We start from the raw sequence: 14,402 nt of genomic DNA, 5'->3' as shown, positions 1-14,402 counted from the left end.
TCGCCGCGACGTGCGAGAGTGCACAGCGGGACGTGCCCGGCGGGGGACCAGCGCCGGCGTCCTGCGGGGCGGACAGCGAGTCGAAGGTGAGAGGCAGGACCAGTGGCGGGCAAGGCCCAGGGAACGACGGCGTCCGGTGACGGACTGCGCCGGCTGGTGATCGTCGAGTCGCCCAGCAAGATCGACAAGATCTCGACGTACCTCGGCCCCGGATACCAGGTCGAGGCGAGCTACGGCCACATCCGCGACCTGCCCCAGCCCTCGCAGCTGCCCGACGACGTCAAGAAGGGCCCCTTCGGCAAGTTCGCGGTCGACGTCGACCACGGCTTCGAGCCGTACTACGTCGTCGACGGGGACAAGAAGAAGAAGGTCTCCGAGCTCAAGCGCGCGCTCAAGGACGTCGACGAGCTCATCCTCGCCACCGACCGCGACCGCGAGGGCGAGGCCATCGCCTGGCACCTCGTGCAGGCGCTCGAACCGCGGGTGCCGTACCGCCGGATGGTCTTCGGCGAGATCACCCGCGAGGCGATCCAGCAGGCCGCCCGCGAGCTGCGCGACATCGACAACCGGATGGTCGACGCGCAGGAGACGCGGCGCATCCTCGACCGCCTCTACGGCTACGAGCTGTCCCCGGTGCTGTGGCGCAAGGTCCGCGCGGGACTGTCCGCCGGTCGCGTGCAGTCCGTCGCGACCCGGCTGTGCGTCGAGCGCGAACGTGAGCGGATGGCGTTCGTCGCCGCCGGCTACGCCGACATCACCGGCACCTTCCAGCCCGAGGGCGACTCCGCCTTCAGCGCCAAGCTGTCCAGCGTCGAGGGCCGGCGCGTGGCCAGCGGCCGCGACTTCGCCGACGACGGCACCCTGAAGTCGAAGAACGTCGCGCACCTCGACGTGGCCGCGGCCGAGGCGATCGTCGCCGGGCTCGCGCAGTCGCCGTTCGCCGTCCGCGGGGTGGAGGAGAAGCCGTACACGCGGCGACCGGCCGCGCCGTTCATCACCTCCACGCTGCAGCAGGAGGCCTCGCGCAAGCTGCGCCTCAACGCACGCCAGACCATGCGCACGGCGCAGGGCCTGTACGAGCGCGGCTACATCACCTACATGCGGACCGACTCGATCCAGCTGTCCTCCCAGGCGCTGGCGGCGGCCCGGGCCCAGGCCCGCGAGCTGTACGGCGCGGAGTACGTGCCGGACTCCCCGCGCAACTACACGTCGAAGACGAAGAACGCGCAGGAGGGCCACGAGGCCATCCGCCCGGCGGGGGAGACGTTCCGCACGCCCGCACAGGTCTCCGGCGAGCTGCGCGGGGACGACTACCGCCTCTACGACCTCATCTGGAAGCGCACCGTCGCCTCGCAGATGCACGACGCCCGCGGGACGACCGCGACCGTCCGCCTCGGCGCGACCACGGCCGACGGCCGCGACGTCGAGTTCTCGGCCTCGGGCACGATCATCACGTTCCGCGGGTTCCTCGCCGCCTACGAGGAGGGTCGCGACGCCACCCGCGACGACGAGAACGGCGGCGACGACGACCGCCGCCTCCCGCAGGTCACCGCGGGCGACCCGCTGACGGCCCGCGACCTCGCCGCCGACGGCCACGAGACGACGCCGCCCGCCCGCTACACCGAGGCCAGCCTCATCAAGACGCTGGAGGAGAAGGGGATCGGGCGCCCCTCGACGTTCCAGTCGATCATCTCGACGATCGTCGACCGCGGGTACGTCTGGTACAAGGGCTCGGCCCTCGTCCCGAGCTGGCTCGCGTTCGCCGTGACGCGGCTGCTCGAGGAGCACTTCCCCAAGCTCGTCGACTACGACTTCACCGCCGAGATGGAGAACGACCTCGACGCGATCTCCCGCGGTGAGGCCGAGCGCGTGGACTGGCTCACGAGGTTCTACTTCGGTGCCGACGGCCCGGCCAACGGTGCCGTCGTCGCGGACACGCCGCGCCCCGACGGTTCGGGGGAGGGCGCGACCGCCGAGCTCGACGGCATCAAGGGTCTGGCCGACGACCTCGGCGCGATCGACGCCCGCGAGATCTCGACCGTCCCGATCGGCGACGGCATCGTGCTGCGCGTCGGCCGCTACGGCCCGTACCTCGAGGGCCCCGACCGCGAGACGGGGGAGCTGCTCAAGGCCTCCGTCCCCGAGGACATCGCGCCCGACGAGATGACGGTCGAGAAGGCCTACGAGCTGCTGACGACGCAGTCCGAGGGCGACAACGTCCTGGGCCAGGACCCGGAGACGGGCCGCACGATCGTGGCCCGCGTCGGCCGCTACGGCCCGTACGTCACCGAGGTCATCGAGGACGAGGACGCGCCGAAGACCGCCGTCGAGGAGCGCGCCGAGCAGGCCGCCCCGAAGAAGCGCACGACAAAGAAGGCCGCGAAGGTGAAGCCGCGCACGGGGTCGCTCTTCAAGGACATGTCGGTCGACACCGTGACCCTCGAGCAGGCGCTGCAGCTGCTGTCGCTGCCGCGCGTCGTCGGCGCCGACCCCGAGAGCGGCGACGAGATCACGGCGCAGAACGGCCGCTACGGCCCGTACCTGAAGAAGGGCACGGACTCCCGCTCGCTGGAGTCCGAGGACCAGATCTTCTCGATCACGCTGCCGGAGGTGCTGGCGATCTACGCCCAGCCCAAGACGCGGCGCGGTCAGGTCGCCAAGCCGCCGCTGAAGGAGCTCGGGGCCGACCCCGAGTCCGGTCAGCCGATCGTCATCAAGGACGGCCGCTTCGGGCCGTACGCGACGGACGGCACGACGAACGCCACGTTGCGCAAGGACGACGACCCCGAGACCGTCACCCTCGAGCGCGCGGCCGAGCTGCTCGCCGAGAAGCGGGCGAAGGGGCCGGTCAAGAAGACCGCGAAGAAGGCCGCCGCCAAGAAGACGACGGCGAAGAAGACGACCGCGAAGAAGACCGCCGCGAAGAAGACGGCGGCTCCGGCGCATTCCTGACCTCCGTGCACAGGCCCGCCGCGCGTGCGGCGGGCCTGTCGGAGGCGCCCCTTACCCTGACGTCGTGACCGCAGCAGCAGCTCCCGACCACGACGTGCGGGCCCTGCTGCGCGACCACCCCGACTTCCGCCGCATGTGGCTCTCGCTCATGCTGTCCAGCTTCGGGGACTGGCTGGGCATGCTCGCCAAGCTCGGGACGGCCGCGGGGCTGACGACGGGCAACGCCACCCAGACGAGCGTCGCCGTCTCGACGGTCTTCATCCTGCAGCTCGCCCCGGCCGCCCTCCTCGGGCCGCTCGCCGGGGCCCTGGCCGACCGCCTCGACCGCCGGCTGACGATGGTCGTGGGCGACGTGCTGCGGTTCGCGCTCTTCGTCTCGATCCCGCTCGTCGGCAGCCTCACGTGGCTGTTCGTCGCGACGCTGCTCATCGAGCTCGTGACGCTGTTCTGGGGTCCGGCCAAGGACGCGACCGTCCCCAACCTCGTGCCGGCCCGCAAGCTCGAGGTCGCCAACCAGATCAGCCTCGTCGCCACCTACGGGTCGGCGCCCGTGGCGGGCCTGGCCTTCATCCTGCTGACGTTGCTGACGGGTGTGCTCGACAACGTCCTGCCCTTCCTGCGGGGCGGGCAGTCCGACCTCGCGATGTACGTCAACGCGCTGACGTTCCTCGTCGCCGCCGCCGTCATCTGGCGCCTGGACATCCCGCCGCGCGAGGTCCGTCCGCGCGAGGGCGGGCTCGCCCCGACGCTGGGCCGCGACATCGTCGAGGGCTGGCGGTTCGTCGGCGGCTCGCCGCTGCTGCGCGGGCTCGTCTTCGGCATGCTCGTCGCGTTCGCCGCCGGCGGGGTCGTCCTCGGCCTGGGCCGGGCCTTCGTGACGAGCCTGGGCGCGGGCGACCCGGGGTACGGCGTCGTCGTCATGGCCGTGTTCGCCGGGGTGGCACTCGGGGTCTGGCAGGGGCCGCGCTGGCTGTCCGGGCTCAGTCGCCGCCGCACGTTCGGGCTCGCCCTGTCCCTGTCGGGGGTGTCCCTCGTCCTCGTGGCCCTCGTGGGCAACATCGTCGTCGCCAGCCTGTTCGTCGTCGCCCTGGGCCTGTTCACGGGTCTGGCCTACGTCTCGGCCTACACGCTGCTGGGCCTCGAGGTCGACGACGACGTCCGCGGCCGGACGTTCTCCTTCGTCGGCTCGAGCACCCGCGTCGTCATCATCGCCGTCATGCTCGTCGCCCCCTGGGTGGCCAACGCCCTCGGCGACCGCACGGTCGCCCCGAGCCGGCACTGGTCGGTCACGTACGCGGGGTCCGCCCTCGCGATGGTGCTGGCGGGGATCGTCACGGGGGTGGCCGGGATCCTGGCCTTCCGCCAGATGGACGACCGGCGCGGCACGAGCCTGCGCGCCGACCTCGTCCGGGCCGTCACCCGGAGGGGGGACGTCGAGGAGACCGTCCCCGTACGGCCCTCGACCGGCGGGTTCTTCCTGGCCTTCGAGGGCGGGGACGGGTCCGGGAAGACGACGCAGGCCCGGCTCCTGGCCGACTGGCTCACCGACCGCGGCCACGAGGTCGTCGTCACGCGCGAACCGGGCGGCACGGCGACGGGGCGGGACCTGCGCGAGGTCCTCCTGGCCCACCGTGGCGACGGCTCCCCGCTGAGCCCGCGCGCGGAGGCACTGCTGTTCGCCGCCGACCGGGCCCAGCACGTGGCCGAGGTCGTCCGGCCCGGGCTGCGCCGCGGCGCCGTCGTGCTCACCGACCGCTACGTCGACTCCTCCCTGGCCTACCAGGGCGCCGGCCGGGACCTGCCCGCCTCCGAGGTCGAAACGCTGTCGCGCTGGGCGACCGAGGAGCTGCTGCCCGACCTCACCGTCGTCCTGGACGTCGACCCGGCCACCGCGGCCCGGCGCCGGGCCGGGCGGGCCGCCGACGACCGCATGGAGGCCGAGTCCCGCGCCTTCCACGCCCGGGTGCGCGAGCAGTTCCTCCTGCTCGCCGGGCGGGACCCGGGCCGCTACCTCGTCCTGGACGCCACGACGAGCCCGGAGACCGTGCAGGCCAAGCTGCGCGAGCACCTCGCGACCCGGCTGCCCGCGGCCGCCCCCGCCCCCGAGGGCGAACCCGCCACCGCCGGACCGGTCGGCTCGTGAGCGTCTGGGACGACGTCGTCGGGCAGGAACCGGCCGTCCGGGTCCTGACGCGGGCCGCGACGGCCGCCCGCCGCGGCACCCCGGGCATGACCCACGCCTGGCTTCTGACGGGACCGCCCGGGTCGGGGCGCTCGACGGCCGCCCGCGCGTTCGCCGCGGCGCTGGCCTGCGAGGACCCGGCCGAGATCGGCTGCGGTCGCTGCAGCGGCTGCCGGACGGCGCTCGCCGGCTCGCACGCCGACGTCACGCTCTTCACGACCGAGCACACCTGGATCCGGCGCGTGGACGTCGAACCGCTCATCGCCACGGCCCAGCGCCGGCCGTCCGTCGCGCGCTGGCGGGTGATCGTCGTCGAGGACGCCGACCGGCTCAACGAGACGTCGGGCAACGTGCTGCTGAAGACCATTGAGGAGCCCCCGCCGCAGACGGTGTGGCTGCTCTGCGCGCCCGCCGTCGACGACGTCCTGCCGACGATCCGCTCCCGGTCCCGGCACGTCCCGCTGCGCGTTCCCCCGGCCGCGGCCGTGGCCGAGCTGCTCGTGCGCCGCGACGGCGTCGACCCCGTCATGGCGGCCTTCGCGGCCCGGGCCGCGCAGTCCCACGTCGGACTGGCCCGCCGCCTGGCCCGGGACGAGGGGGCGCGCATCCGCCGCCGCGAGGTGCTGCGGCTGCCGCAGCGCGTGCGGGGGGTCGGGGACGCCGTCACCGCGGCCGGCGAGCTCGTCGACATCGCCGCCGAGGAGGCCGGGGCCTCGACGGTCGAACGGGACGCCGCCGAGAAGGCGGAGCTGCTGCGGGCGCTGGGGGCCGACGGGTCCGCGACCGTCCCGCCGGCCGTCCGCGCCCAGGTCCGCCAGCTCGAGGAGGACCAGAAGCGCCGCGCCCGCCGCCACCAGACCGACGTCCTCGACCGGGCCCTCGTCGACCTGCTCGGCCTGCTGCGCGACGTCATGGTCGTGCAGCTCGGGGCGCCTGTGGAGCTCGTCAACGCCGACATGACCACCGAGGTCCGGGCGATGGCGTCAGCCGGTCCGCCGGAGGAGACGCTGCGGAGGGCCGACGCCGTGCAGCTCGCCCGCGAGCGGCTGGCGCAGAACGTCGCCCCCCTGCTCGCGATCGAGGCGCTCGCGCTCAGCCTGCGGCCGTCGCGCCGTGACGACTGAGCGAGCTCGGACCGGTCGTGACGTCACGTAGCGTGGGCAGCACCATGCGCTCCCTCCGTCGACCCTCCCGCCCGCGTGCCGTCGTGGGCCTGGCGCTCGCGGCGTCGCTGCTGGTCTCCGGGTGCTCGGCCTTCGGCGGAGGGTCCAGCCCGGACCCGGCGCCGGTCGGCACGGCGCGGGCCGTGGCGAGCGAGAACGCGACCGATCCCGCGCTGGCCCCGTTCTACGACCAGCGGCTGCAGTGGGCCGACTGCTCGGGCGGGTTCCAGTGCACGCGTCTGACCGTGCCCGTCGACTACGCCGAGCCCACCGGGCCCACCACCTCCCTGGCCGTCGTCCGGTTGCGGACGCAGGCCACGGGGAAGGACCGGCTCGGCTCCCTCGTCCTCAACCCCGGCGGACCGGGTGCCTCCGGCGTCGAGTACGCGCGCGCCGCGGAGAACGTCGTGTCCCAGGACGTCCGCGACCACTTCGACGTCGTCGGCTTCGACCCGCGCGGGGTGGGGGAGTCCGACCCGCTGCAGTGCCTCACCGACGCCCAGGTCGACACGTTCCTCGCGACCGACCCGACCCCGGACGACGCCGCCGAGGTGCGGGCCCTGCAGCAGCAGACCGACGAGCTCGGCCGGGGCTGCGCGTCGGCCGGTCCGCTCGCCGCGCACGTCGACACGCTCGCGGCGGCCAAGGACATGGACGTCCTGCGTGCGGCCCTCGGCGACGACAAGCTGAGCTACCTCGGCAAGAGCTACGGCACGTACCTCGGGGCCTGGTACGCCGAGCAGTTCCCGCAGCGCGTCGGCCGGTTCGTCCTCGACGGCGCGATCGACCCGGCCCTGACGAGCGAGCAGGTCAACGCGGGGCAGGCCGCGGGGTTCGAGGTGGCCCTGCGGTCCTACGTGAAGGGCTGCCAGGGGGGCGACGACTGCCCGCTCACCGGCACCGTCGACGACGGTGTCGCCCAGGTCCGGGCACTGCTGGCCCGCCTCGACGCCGACCCGCTGCCCACGGGGACGGACCGTCCCCTCGTGCAGGGGCTGGGGTACCTCGGCGTCGCCTACCCGCTGTACTCCTCCTCGCTGTGGCCGGACCTGTCGAAGGCGCTGACGGCGGCCCTGCGCGGGAACGGCGCACCGCTGCTCGCCCTGGCCGACGCGTACGCCCACCGGGGCGACGACGGCCGCTACACGGACAACTCCAGCACGGTCATCTACGCCGTGAACTGCCTCGACCGCGACGACGCCCAGACCGAACCGCAGGTCGCGGACACGGTCCGGGAGTTCGCCGCGCAGTCCCCGACGTTCGGGCCGTACCTGGCCTGGGGTGCGCTGGCCTGCACCGACTGGCCCATCGCCCCCGTCGGGCGGGCCCGCGCCGTGCACGCCGAGGGCGCCGGGCCGATCGTCGTCGTCGGGACGACGCGCGACCCCGCCACCCCGTACGCGTGGGCGAAGAGCCTGGCCGGGGAGCTGTCCTCGGGACGGTTGCTCACCTACGACGGCGACGGCCACACGGCCTACGCGACGGGCTCGTCGTGCATCGACGACGCCGTCGACACCTACCTGCTCAGCGGGACCGAACCCGCCGAGGGGACCACCTGCCGCTGACCGCTGGGCGGACGCCCCGGGCGTCGTGATCACCGTACGGTGGGGCGCGTGCACGAGGTGAGCGTCCCGGACGGTCCGCTGGGGGTCCGGGGTCGGCGGGCGTTGCGCGTCGCGGGCGACGTCGCCCTCGTGCTGTCCTGCTGGGCCGCCGGGGCGGTCGTCGTCGGGGCCACGCTGGAGGAGACGCCGGGGCAGCGCTCGGAGGCGGTGGTCTTCCTCGACGTCCTGCTCGGCGTCCTGTTCACCCCGCTGCTGTTCGCGCGTCGTCGCTGGCCGGTCGCGGTGGCGGTCGTCGTCACGGTGACGTCGACGGTCTCGACGGCGCTCGCCGTCGCCTCCCTCGTCACGTTGTTCACCGTCGCGGTGCGGCGACGGTTCGGGGTCGCGGTCTGGCTGGGTGTGGGGTCCGTCGCCTCCGGCGTCGTGCAGGCGGTCGTGTGGCCCGAACCCGGGCTGCCGTGGTGGGCGGCCGGGCTGGTGTTCGTCGTCGTCGCCGTCGGGGTCCTCGCCTGGGGCATGTACGTGCGGGCCCGGCGGCTCCTGACGGCGTCCTGGCGGGAGGCCGCCGAACGCGCCCGGGCCGAGCAGGAGCTGCGCGCCGAGCAGGCGCGGTCGGTCGAACGGGCCCGCATCGCCCGCGAGATGCACGACGTCCTCGCGCACCGGATCTCCCTCGTCAGCATGCACGCGGGGGCGCTGGAACTGCGGTTGGAGTCCTCCGGGGACGAGGAGGTCGTGCGGTCCGCGGAGACGATCCGGCGCAGCGCGCACGCGGCCCTGGAAGACTTGCGCGACATCCTCGGCGTGCTGCGCGAGCAGTCGACGCAGTCGGCCACGACGCCGCAGCCGACGCTGTCGGACCTGCCCGCCCTCGTCGCCGAGGTGGTCGCGGCCGGAACTCCCGTCGACCTGCAGGTCGACGTCGCCGACCCCGACGGCGTGCCGGAGGCGTTGGGGCGCACGGCGTTCCGCGTGGTGCAGGAAGGGCTCACGAACGTCCGCAAGCACGCTCCCGGGCACCGCGCGCACGTGGTGCTCGACGGCCGGCGCGGGCGGTCGCTGCGGGTCGTCGTCCGGGACGCCCCCGACGGTTCAGCGGCGCGCCGGCGGGGGAGCGCCCCGGAGTCCGGGTTCGGCCTCGTCGGGCTGCGCGAACGCGTGGAACTCGTCGGCGGCGCCGTGCGGGCGCACCGGGTCGGGGACGGGTTCGAGGTGTCGGCGAAACTGCCCTGGCCGCGACGCTGACCTCAGTCGTGCAGGTGGGCGCGTTCCCCGTCGCGGTCGAAGATCGACAGCACCTCCAGTTCCCCCGACCCCGGGGCGGCGCTGATCCGGTGCGGGACCATCGTGGAGAACTCCGCGGCCTGCCCGGGTCCGACGTCGACGACCCGGCCGCCGAGTTCCAGCCGTGCGCGGCCGGCCAGGACGGTGAACCACTCACGGCCCGGGTGCACCTGGGGTTCGTCCGACAGGGCCCCGGAGAACCGCATCTTGGCGACGGTCACCCCCGCCGCCGCACGGTCCCGGGACAGCAGCCAGGACGTCACACCCGGCCGGTGCTGCGGTTCGGGGCGGATGAGGACGTCGTCCTCCTCCCTCGAGGCCACGAGGTCGTCGAGCGTGGTGTCCAGGGCCCGGGCGATGGGCACCAGCTGGTCGAGGGCGATGCGGCGGTGACCCGTCTCGATCCTGCTGAGGGTGGAGGGGCTGAGGAAGCAGCGGGCCGCGAGGTTGTCCAGGGACCAGCCGCGGGCCAGGCGCAGCCCACGGATGCGCTGACGGATGACGGCGTCGAGGTCCGTGTCTTGCGGCATGCGCAAGAGGCTATGCCAACGGCGCACCCCTGGTCGTAGCGTGGACGGCATGAGCCACGGCCACTCCCACCAGCACGGGCACCCGCACGAGGGCAGGGACGACGGCGCGGACGAGGACGCCGCCCACCGCCGCGTGCTCGACCTCGACGCCGAGGTGTTCGGCGCCCAGCTCGGCGCCGTCCTCGACCTGCTCGGCCCGAGCGCCCCGCCGCGCCACGTCGTCGACCTCGGCGCCGGGACGGGAACCGGCAGCCGGCTCCTGCGCGACCGGTTCCCGGCCGCGACCGTCACCGCCGTCGACAGCGACCCCCGGATGCTGCGGGCGCTCGCCGGCCAGGGGTTCGTCGTCCTCGCGGCCGACCTCGACGAGGGGTTCCCCGCCGCGCTGCACGGGGCCGACCTCGTGTGGGCCGCGTCGTCGCTGCACCACGTCCGGGAGGTCCCGCGGTTGCTGGCCGGGGTGCGCGCGGCCCTCACGCCCGATGGGGTCCTCGCCGTCGTGGAGCTGGAGGACCTGCCGCGGTTCACGGCCGAGCCCGTCGAGGACCGGGCCCGGGCTGCGGCCCGCGCCGCGGGCTGGAACCACCACCCGGACTGGACCCCGCACCTGGTGCAGGCGGGTTTCACGGTCGAACGGCACGACCTCGTCCTGGACGTCGCCCCGTCCGCGGCCGCGGAGGAGTTCGCCCGGGCCTGGCTGCCGCGCTACCTCACCGTGCCGGGGTTCGACGAGGGGCCGGCGGTGCAGACCCTGCTGGACGGCGACCTGGTGCTCGAACCCCGCGCGCTGCGGGCGGTGTGGGTGGCGCGGTGAACGACGCCGGGGTGCCGGTCGCCCCGTCGGTGCGCGTCGTCGTGGTGAGAGCAGGTCCCGCCGTCCTGTAAGCTCACTGTCCGTGCCCGAGAGGGCGCTGGTACTGCCGCCTTAGCTCAGTCGGCCAGAGCGACGCACTCGTAATGCGTAGGTCCGGGGTTCGATTCCCCGAGGCGGCTCCACCGCGAAGGGCCCGTCCTGTCGGACGGGCCCTTCGTCGTTCCCGGGCCCTTCCCCCTAGGGGGTCGTCGGAGCGGCGGGCCGGTAGGTCCGGTGCTCCGTGACGACGACCCGGACGGCGGCCCGGGCCCGGTGACGTCGGTGGGACCAGGCGTGGGACCGGGCGTGGGGACGGCGCCCCGGTCGCGGGGGCGACGTCCGCGCCGGTCCCACACCCGGTCCGACGTGAGGCCGGGCACGGGACCGGGCAAGGACCGGGCACGGGACCGGGCACGGGTGTCCCCCGGACGTCGTCGGGACGACCGGTTCGGGACACCCATCCCTCACTCCACGGGGGTGTCCCGACGGGTGTCCGGCCCGAGCGGGGAGCACGCCGCGCGGCTGCCATCCTGGTCCCACCGTGCTCACCACCGCCCTCACCTCCACCGTCCCCGCCTCGCTCGGTGGGTCGCTCTCCGACCTCCCGGACCTCCTGGACCCCACGTCCCACGCCGACAACTGGCTGTGGGCGCTCGTGGTCCTGCTCGCGGCGGTTGTCGTCGGGGCGCTGCTGCCCGTCCTGCCGACGGGGGCGGCCGTCTCGGCGATGGCGGCGCTGGGGCACCACCGGTCGTGGTGGTCCTTCGGGGAGGTCGTCGCCGTGGGGGCCGTGGCGGCGTACGTGGCCGACCTCGCGCTCTACACGCTGCTCCTGCGCGGGGCGCACACGCGCGCGGGACGGCGGCTGCAGCGCCAGGCCGAGGCGCACGGGCACCTCGACGAGCTGGGGGAGCGGCTGGCCCGGCACGACGTCGGCACCCTCGTCACGTCCCGGCTGCTCCCGGGGGCCCGCATCCCGGTCATGGCGGCGGCCGCGGCGACGTCGTACCCGGTCGTCCGGTTCGCGGTCGCGAACGTCGTCCCGGCGCTGTGCTGGGCGCTGGCCTACGGGGCGCTCGGGCTCGCGGGGCGAGGGGTCAGCGACAGCCCGTGGGTCTCGGTCGTCGTGGCCGTCGCGTTCGGCGTCGTGGCCTCCGGCGCGGTCAGCCTCGTGCGGCGGTGGCGAGCGCGCTGAGCTCGGCCGCCGACCGCGGCCGGCCCAGCAGGTAGCCCTGCGCGGCGTCGCAGTGGGCGTCGCGCAGCGCGAGCAGCTGCCCGTCCTCCTCCACGCCCTCGGCGACGACGCCGAGCGAGAAGCTGTGCGCCGCACCGATGACGAGGCGCACGAGGTCGGCGTGGGCCTGGTCGCGGGAGGCGACGAAGCTGCGGTCGATCTTCAGGGTGTCGACGGGCAGCCGGGACAGCTGGCCGATGGACGTGTAGCCCGTGCCGAAGTCGTCGAGCGCGACGCGGACGCCCAGGGCCCGCAGGGCGCGCAGGTGCTCGCGCGCGGTCGGTTCGTCGACGAGGACGGTCTCGGTGATCTCGATCGTCAGCCGGTCGGGGGCGATGCCCGCCCCCGCGCAGGCCACGGCGACGTCGCCGAGCAGCCTCGGCTGGGCCAGGTGCCGGCCCGAGACGTTGACGGCCGCGGTGATCCCGGCGAGGTCACCGCCCTCGGTGTCCCAGGCGGCGAGCTGCGCCGCGGCCGTCGACAGGGCCCACCGGCCGAGGTCGCACACGAGGTCGGAGGCCTCGGCGACGGGGATGAAGGCGTCGGGGTGGAGCAGCCCGGTGTCCGGCCGGTCCCAGCGGACGAGGGCCTCGACGCTGCGGACGGAGTCCGTCCGCAGGTCCAGGACGGGCTGGTAGTGCAGGACGAGCTCGCCGTCCTCGAGCCCGGCGCGCAGGGCGTGCTCGAGGTCGGTGCGGTGGGCGATGTCCCGGCGCAGCGCGTCGTCGAAGACCTCGACGGTCCCGCGGCCCGCGGCCTTGGCCCGGTAGGCGGCCGCGTCGGCCTCGCGCAGCAGGCGCTCGGCGGAGCAGCCGCCGACGGGGCTGACGGCGACCCCGACGCTCGCGCCGACGCGCACCCGCACGCCCGCGTGCCGCCCGGACAGCTCCACGGTGGCGCAGACGGCGTCGATGAGCCGCGTCCCGAGGTCGACGAGACCGCTCTCGTCCTCGACCTGCTCCACGACGACGACGAACTCGTCGCCGCCGAGACGGGCGACGACGTCCCCGCCGCGCAGGCAGCCGGCCATCCGCGCGCTCACGACGCGCAGCAGCTCGTCGCCGGCCGCGTGCCCGTGGGTGTCGTTGACGGCCTTGAAGTGGTCGAGGTCGACGAAGAGCAGCCCGACGCGGCCGTCGTGGCGGGCCATCCGGTGCATCGCGGCGTCGATGAGCTCGGAGGCCTGGGCCCGGTTGGGCAGTTCGGTGAGGGCGTCGTGGGAGGCCTGGTGGGCCAGGACCGCCTGCAGCCGTTCGCGTTCCTGCAGGGCGGTGACCATCTGCCGCACCGAGGCGTGCACGACCTCCCCGAGCGGGCCGTGCACGGGCCGGGTCACGACGTCGGCGTCGAGCGCGCCGTCGGCGACGGCCTGGGCCTGGTCCCGGACCCGGCGCAGGTTGTCGACGGCGGCGGCCAGCCCGCGCGCCACGGTCCGGACCTCCACGGGGCCGCCCTCGTCCACGTCCACGAGCTCGCCGTCGCTGACGGCGCGCGCCTGGTCGGCCAGCCGGCTGAGCGGCAGGGCGATCCACCGGCGCAGCAGCAGCGCGGCGCCGAGGGTCCCCAGGACGATGACGGTGCAGGCGGCGACGAGCACCCACAGCGTGGTCCAGGCCCCGTCGACGGGCGCCCGCGCGAGCCGCAGCGCGTGCTCGCCCGTCTGCTCGACGACCTGGCGCAGCACGGTGTCGCGCCCGGTGTTGGCGGCCGCCAGTCCGACGAAGCTCTCCAGGGACGCCGTGCTGTCGCGCCGTGCACCGGCCTGCAGGGGTTCCTCGACGGCGCGGGCCGCTGTGCTGTTCACCGCGACGCGCCACCCGGCGGCGAGGACGGGGGACCCCTGGGTCAGCACGTCGCTCGACGCGGCGCGGAAGCCGCCCCACGCCTGCAGGAACGCGTCGCGGTTGGCGACGCGGTCGGGGCCGTCGCCCGCGGTGGCGGCGAAGTAGAGCGGAACCTCCACGCCGGCGAGGGCGGAGGCGCGGGAGACGAGCTGCAGGTCGGCGATGGCCCGGGTGCCCTGCTCGTCCAGCCCCTGGGCGCGGGCGGCCTGCAGGAGCGAGCTGACGCGGGTGGCGAGCTCGTCGGTGACGTCCTGGTAGCCGGCGAAGACGGCGTTCAGGTCGCCCCCGCGGGCGTCGGCCCGCAGCCGGGCGACCGTCGCGGCCGTGCGGGCGGCGACCGGTTCGGCGGCGCGGTTCCCCAGCGCCTCCTCGACGGCGTCGTCGGTGTCGGCCTGCACCGCGGTCGCCTGCCCCGAGAGCGTGGGCCGGGCGAGGGACGACAAGGTCGTCACGGACCGCTCGTCGACCCCGACGGCGGTCGCGGTCCGCGGGTCGTCGAGCACGGCCTGCCCGAGGACGGGCACGACCTCCCGGGCCACGGCCGCCCGCGGGGAGTCGAGCGTGACGGCGGCCTCGACGTCGTCGGCGGCCGCCGTGGCCACCGCGGCCCGGCGGGCCTGCTCGTCCACCGCGTACGCCATGAGACCGACGAGTCCGAGCACGGGGACGAGCACGAGCGCGATGAGGCTGCGCCGCAACGTCCCCGGCGTGCGCCACGGTGCTCTCGGGAGTCGCCGAGCGGGCCTGCGCGTGCGGGCGCGGGGCATCGGCACGGGGACTCCTCACGGGCAGGGG

General features: G+C 74.9%; 9 protein-coding genes and 1 tRNA gene. 8 read left to right on the top strand and 2 right to left on the bottom strand.

Translation table 11 applies throughout. From position 1 onward, the window contains the following. Window positions 1–102: 102 nt before the first annotated feature. The 5 genes from topA to AB0637_RS02480 all read left to right on the top strand — a co-directional run bounded on the left by topA (window position 103) and on the right by AB0637_RS02480 (window position 9,107). Window positions 103–2,952, top strand: coding sequence for a type I DNA topoisomerase (gene topA, locus AB0637_RS02500; protein ID WP_366169584.1), 2,850 nt, complete (start codon window positions 103–105; stop codon window positions 2,950–2,952). 64 nt (window positions 2,953–3,016) lie between these two features. After that, complete coding sequence (gene tmk, locus AB0637_RS02495) at window positions 3,017–5,095, top strand: dTMP kinase (RefSeq protein WP_366169583.1); 2,079 nt, start codon at window positions 3,017–3,019, stop codon at window positions 5,093–5,095. Next, window positions 5,092–6,258: a DNA polymerase III subunit delta' gene (locus AB0637_RS02490; RefSeq protein WP_366169582.1), complete on the top strand. Its 1,167-nt coding sequence runs from the start codon at window positions 5,092–5,094 to the stop codon at window positions 6,256–6,258. Before tmk ends, AB0637_RS02490 begins: the two co-directional genes overlap by 4 nt. Before the next feature lie 44 nt (window positions 6,259–6,302). After that, window positions 6,303–7,862: an alpha/beta hydrolase gene (locus AB0637_RS02485; protein ID WP_366169581.1), complete on the top strand. Its 1,560-nt coding sequence runs from the start codon at window positions 6,303–6,305 to the stop codon at window positions 7,860–7,862. A gap of 48 nt (window positions 7,863–7,910) precedes the next feature. After that, window positions 7,911–9,107, top strand: a complete 1,197-nt coding sequence (locus AB0637_RS02480) for a histidine kinase (RefSeq protein ID WP_366169580.1) — start codon at window positions 7,911–7,913, stop codon at window positions 9,105–9,107. Between the two features lie 2 nt (window positions 9,108–9,109). Here the strand turns inward: AB0637_RS02480 and AB0637_RS02475 are convergent, their stop codons facing one another. Beyond that, window positions 9,110–9,676 carry an XRE family transcriptional regulator gene (locus AB0637_RS02475; protein WP_366169579.1) on the bottom strand — a complete coding sequence of 189 codons (567 nt, stop codon included), beginning with the start codon at window positions 9,674–9,676 and terminating at the stop codon, window positions 9,110–9,112. A 49-nt stretch (window positions 9,677–9,725) separates the two neighbouring features. Here AB0637_RS02475 and AB0637_RS02470 point away from each other — a divergent pair, with 49 nt between their 5' ends. The 3 genes from AB0637_RS02470 to AB0637_RS02460 all read left to right on the top strand — a co-directional run bounded on the left by AB0637_RS02470 (window position 9,726) and on the right by AB0637_RS02460 (window position 11,724). Next, window positions 9,726–10,490 carry a methyltransferase gene (locus tag AB0637_RS02470; RefSeq protein ID WP_366169578.1) on the top strand — a complete coding sequence of 255 codons (765 nt, stop codon included), beginning with the start codon at window positions 9,726–9,728 and terminating at the stop codon, window positions 10,488–10,490. A gap of 105 nt (window positions 10,491–10,595) precedes the next feature. Further along, window positions 10,596–10,672 (top strand) — tRNA-Thr (locus AB0637_RS02465). Between the two features lie 398 nt (window positions 10,673–11,070). Next, window positions 11,071–11,724, top strand: a complete 654-nt coding sequence (locus AB0637_RS02460) for a VTT domain-containing protein (protein WP_366169577.1) — start codon at window positions 11,071–11,073, stop codon at window positions 11,722–11,724. On the opposite strand, the gene AB0637_RS02455 is transcribed toward AB0637_RS02460, so the two are convergent. Continuing rightward, window positions 11,693–14,374 (bottom strand): EAL domain-containing protein, encoded by a 2,682-nt coding sequence (locus tag AB0637_RS02455; RefSeq protein ID WP_366169749.1) that lies wholly within the window; start codon window positions 14,372–14,374, stop codon window positions 11,693–11,695. The genes AB0637_RS02460 and AB0637_RS02455 overlap by 32 nt on opposite strands. Window positions 14,375–14,402 lie beyond the last annotated feature (28 nt).

Source organism: Kineococcus sp. NPDC059986, assembly GCF_040702905.1.
Lineage (GTDB): Bacteria > Actinomycetota > Actinomycetes > Actinomycetales > Kineococcaceae > Kineococcus.
Note: the sequence above shows the minus strand (reverse complement) of the source record. Positions and strands in the feature narration are given on the sequence as shown.